This is a genomic window from Pseudonocardia sulfidoxydans NBRC 16205, assembly GCF_007989085.1.
Classification (GTDB): domain Bacteria; phylum Actinomycetota; class Actinomycetes; order Mycobacteriales; family Pseudonocardiaceae; genus Pseudonocardia; species Pseudonocardia sulfidoxydans.
On the sequence record NZ_BJVJ01000153.1, the window covers coordinates 1 to 4,015 of the forward strand.

General features: G+C 67.0%; 3 protein-coding genes. All 3 read right to left on the reverse strand.

Annotation, left to right across the window (positions count from 1 at the left end):
• Positions 1–213 precede the first annotated feature (213 nt).
• From PSU4_RS30610 to PSU4_RS30620, 3 genes are read right to left on the reverse strand one after another with little or no spacing between them, the layout of a single operon-like run.
• The gene (locus PSU4_RS30610; protein ID WP_147116126.1) at positions 214–2,568 is read right to left on the reverse strand and encodes a xanthine dehydrogenase family protein molybdopterin-binding subunit; all 2,355 of its coding nucleotides are present in this window, start codon (positions 2,566–2,568) and stop codon (positions 214–216) included.
• Positions 2,565–3,020 (reverse strand): (2Fe-2S)-binding protein, encoded by a 456-nt coding sequence (locus PSU4_RS30615; protein ID WP_222596463.1) that lies wholly within the window; start codon positions 3,018–3,020, stop codon positions 2,565–2,567. Before PSU4_RS30615 ends, PSU4_RS30610 begins: the two co-directional genes overlap by 4 nt.
• A 29-nt stretch (positions 3,021–3,049) precedes the next feature.
• A complete protein-coding gene (locus tag PSU4_RS30620; protein ID WP_147116129.1) occupies positions 3,050–3,910 on the reverse strand; it encodes an FAD binding domain-containing protein in 861 nt (286 codons plus the stop codon).
• Positions 3,911–4,015 lie beyond the last annotated feature (105 nt).

Here is a 4,015-nt window from a genome sequence, read left to right on the forward strand (position 1 = left end):
TAAGCGCGTCGCGCGCCCTGGCACCCGTGAGCCCGTCGAGCGCCTCGGCCGGACGGCCCTGGCGAGGTCTTTGGTGAGCTGAATAGCTGAACAGTCCTCCCCGCCTGGAGGTGGGAACGAGACGGAGGAACCCACAGTGGCGAGCACCAACGGCCCTAGGTTGCCCCCGTCCGCTGTCAGCTGCTGAACGCGTCCTGTTCCCCCGTCGGCGGGCTATCGGTCTCCCGTCATATCGGCAGCTGCGAGCAACGTCCAGATGCACGATGGCGACATCGGGGTCGCCACGAGCCCGGCGGCGATCTCCGGGACGGCGTCCGCAATGGCGTTGCCTATTGTCGCGGCCGGCGGCTGGATGCCACTCTCCCCGACACCCTTGAACCCACCGGTGATGTGCGGGCTGGGTGTCTCCATGTGTTCGACCGTGACATCCGGCATGTCCTCAGAGAGCGGAAGCACGTAGTCGAGGTATGAGGTCGCGAGGGGTTGTCCGGTCTCAGGCTCGTAGCACGCCTCCTCTAGCAGCGCGGTCCCGAGCCCCTGGGCAACCCCACCGATGATTTGGCCGTCCACGATCAATGGGTTGACCAGCACCCCGCTGTCGTTGACAGTCCAGTACTCTTCTACGGTCACCTTCCCGGTGTCGAGATCGACGGCGACAGCAGCGCCGTGCGCCGAGTACGCGTAGGCGATTCCCGGCGGATCAAACGACACCGTCTCCTCCAACACGATCCGCTCAGCATCGGGGCGACCCCACCCCATCCAACCGAGGTGCGCCACCTGTTGCCAGGTCACGTCGCTCCCCACCGAGCGGGCCTCGAACACGAGTCCGTCCTGCTTGATGTCCTCCACGACGACGCCGAGCGCGCTGGCAGCGAGCCTGTGCATGCGATCACGCATCTGCCCGCCGGCAGCGATCAGCGCAGCTCCCGCCAGTGGCAGGGACCGGCTGGCCTGCGAGGAGAAGTTCGAGAACGCCGCGGTGTGGGTATCGCCGAGCTGTACGCTGACCAGCTCGATCGGCACGCCGAGCTCGTCGGCAACGATCTGGGCGAGCGTTGTCTCGATCCCTTGGCCCATTGAGTTGACGCCGGAGAACACTGTGACTGAGCCGTCGTCGTTCACCCGGACCGTGCCAGTCTCGTAACCGGACCACTGGATCTGCAGTGCCTGTAGGAGCGCACTCGGGGCGAAGCCGGTGACCTCGACGTTTGCTGTCACGGCGACTCCCCGCCGCACCCTGTCGGTCGACGGACGGCGCCGCTGCAGACCGATCTCGGCGGCCCGCCGCAGCGCTGCAGGGTAGTCGCCGGAGTCGTATGCGAGCGTCGTGTGCGTCGCAAACGGCATGTCGTCGGGACCGATCATGTTGAGCAGACGCAGCTCCACCGCATTTCTGCCCAGCTCACGAGCCGCCTCTTCGACGATCCGCTCCCGGATCCATGCCGACTCCTGCATCCCGTAACCGCGATAGGCCCCGGTAGGCACGGCGTTGGTGAAGACCGCGGTGACCGACGCGCCGGCCGCCTCGAACTTGTACGGTCCTTCGACCGTCAGCGCGGCTACCTGGAACGGCCCCGAGCCGGCGGTGGTGAGCAGCGCACCCAAGTCTCCGAGGATATGCACGGCCAGCGCCGTGAAGTGGCCGTCGGCGTCGAGTCCGAGCCGACACCGGGCACGCTGCCCACGGCCCTGGTAGCACGCGGTCAGATTCTCGGTGCGGTCCTCGATCCACTTGACCCGCCGGCCGAGCACCTTCGCGGCGAGGCAGGCCAGCGCCTCGTCGGCGAGCATCGTGGTCTTGGCGCCGAAAGCTCCGCCCACGTCCGGTACCACAACCCGGATCTGGTCAGCACGTAGCCGCAGGGCGGCCGACAGCTCCTGGCGGACGAGATGCGGGGCCTGACTGCTGGCGTGCACCGTGAGCTGTTCGATACTCGGGATCCATTCGGCCAGCACTCCGCGGGGCTCCATGGGGCTCGGGTTGATCCGTTGGATCGTGAACTCCCGTTCGACCACGTGCGCGGACGCTGCGAGTGCCGCCTCGAGCGCGTCCACGGGTGTGCCGAAGTGGATCTCGCCGGCGATGTTGCTGGCGTGTTCGGGATAGAGCAACGGCGCATCGGCCGCGATGGCGTCGCCGAGCGTGACGACAACCGGCAGCGGCTCGATGTCGACCTGAATCATTTCGGCGACATCCTCGGCGAGCGCCCTGGTCGGGGCGACGACGATCCCGATCGGCTGACCGACGTACCGGACGGTGTCGACCGCGAGTTCGATTGAGCTGAGGTGCTGGCCGGGCAGCTGCCAAGTGAGCGGCAACGGGCCAGCGACCTCGCGAATCTCGTCGGGCCCCAGCACGAGCACGGATGCTCCATGTGCTCGCGCCTGCGACGCGTCGAACCGAGTGATCCGGCCATGCGCCTGCGGGCTGCGCACGATCGCAGCGTGCAACACGCCGGTGTCGTCGATGTCATCGATGTAGCGGCCATCGCCGCGCAGCAACCGCGCGTCGTGACTGCGTGGCATTCTACGGCCGACGAACCTGGACTGTTCCGTCGTGGTGGTCATCGCTCTCCCTCCGACCAGTGTCGTTCGATTGCGGCGCGGATACCCTGGTATCCGGTGCACCGGCAGACATGCCCGCCCAACACCTCCGTGAGGGTGTCGTTGACGCCGCGCCCGTCTCGCTCCGCGGCGGTGACGCTCATGAGGATGCCCGGGGTGCAGAAGCCGCACTGCAGTCCGTGCTCGGCCCGCATCGCCTGCTGGAATCCTGACAGCTCGCCGGCCTCCGCCAATCCCTCCACCGTCTCCAGACGACGACCGTCCATCTGCACCGCCAGTAGCAGGCACGACCTCACTGGAGCGCCGTCGAGCAGAATGGTGCACGCACCGCAGACTCCCTGCTCGCACCCGACGTGGGTAGCGGTCAAGCCGAGGCCGTGCCGCAGGAAGTCGCTGAGCAATGTGCGGACCTCGACAATCGCCGAATGGGTCGTGCCGTTGACCGTCAGGGTCACTTGCCGAGGTGCGTCTCCGCGCGGCGTACTCAACGCTGAACTCCTTGGTCGAATCGTGCCACGGCTCGGCGGAGGAGGGTACGCAGCAGCGCACGCCGATAGCTGCTGGAGCCGTGGGTGTCTGTTGGTGGCTCGACCTCGCTGCTCGCGGCGTCGAGGACGGGTGCGAGATCACTCGGGAGCGGCATTCCCACGAACGCGCTCTCCGCGCCAGCCAGCCGCACCGGTCGTTCAGCCACCCCACACACCGCCAGTCGGGCCTCGACGACGACTCCGTTCGCGACGCGTAGACCGAGGCAGAGACCCACGAATGGGAAGTCGCCGTGGCGGCGGGAGACCTCCTCGAAGCAGAAGCGGAAGCCGGCGTGGCGGGGGAACTCGACAGCCGTCAGCAACTCGTCCGGTCGCCGCGAGGTGGTGAAGACGGTCTGGAAGAACTCGGCTGCCGACTGCTCACGGACGCCAGCACTTGAGCGTAGGTGCATCGTCGCCCCGAGCGCGACCGCCACGGCCGGGAGTTCGGCGGAAGGGTCAGCGTGACACAGCGAGCCGCCGATCGTGGTTCGGTTGCGGATCTGAGGGTGAGCGACCAACCCAATCGCCTCGGGAACGACCGGTAGCACTTCGACGAGGTTACCGTCGTGCTCCAGCACCGACAGCCTTGCCATAGCCCCGATCAGCACAGCCGAGTCCGTGACCGCGACCTGGTCGAGCCCGGCAATCCGGTTGATGTCGACAACAACGTCCGGGCGGGCCAGACGAAGGTTCAACAGTGGTACCAGGCTCTGGCCACCGGCCAGGATTGCGACGTCGCATTCCTGGTCTGCGAGCAGGTCAAGGACTTCGTCGACCGTCCGCGGGTCCAGATAATCAAAAACAGGGGGCTTCACGCCAACTCCTCATCGAGTCTGCTGGTGGATCAGCATCGGGGACCGACACACATACCTATCTGCAGATCCGGGTCCGGCCACCACCATTGCCGGCGGGCAGAGCCT

Excerpts from the sequence above, each read along its gene's own strand:
- PSU4_RS30610 (WP_147116126.1), bottom strand. The coding sequence starts at position 2,568 with ATGACCACCACGACGGAACAGTCCAGGTTCGTCGGCCGTAGAATGCCA.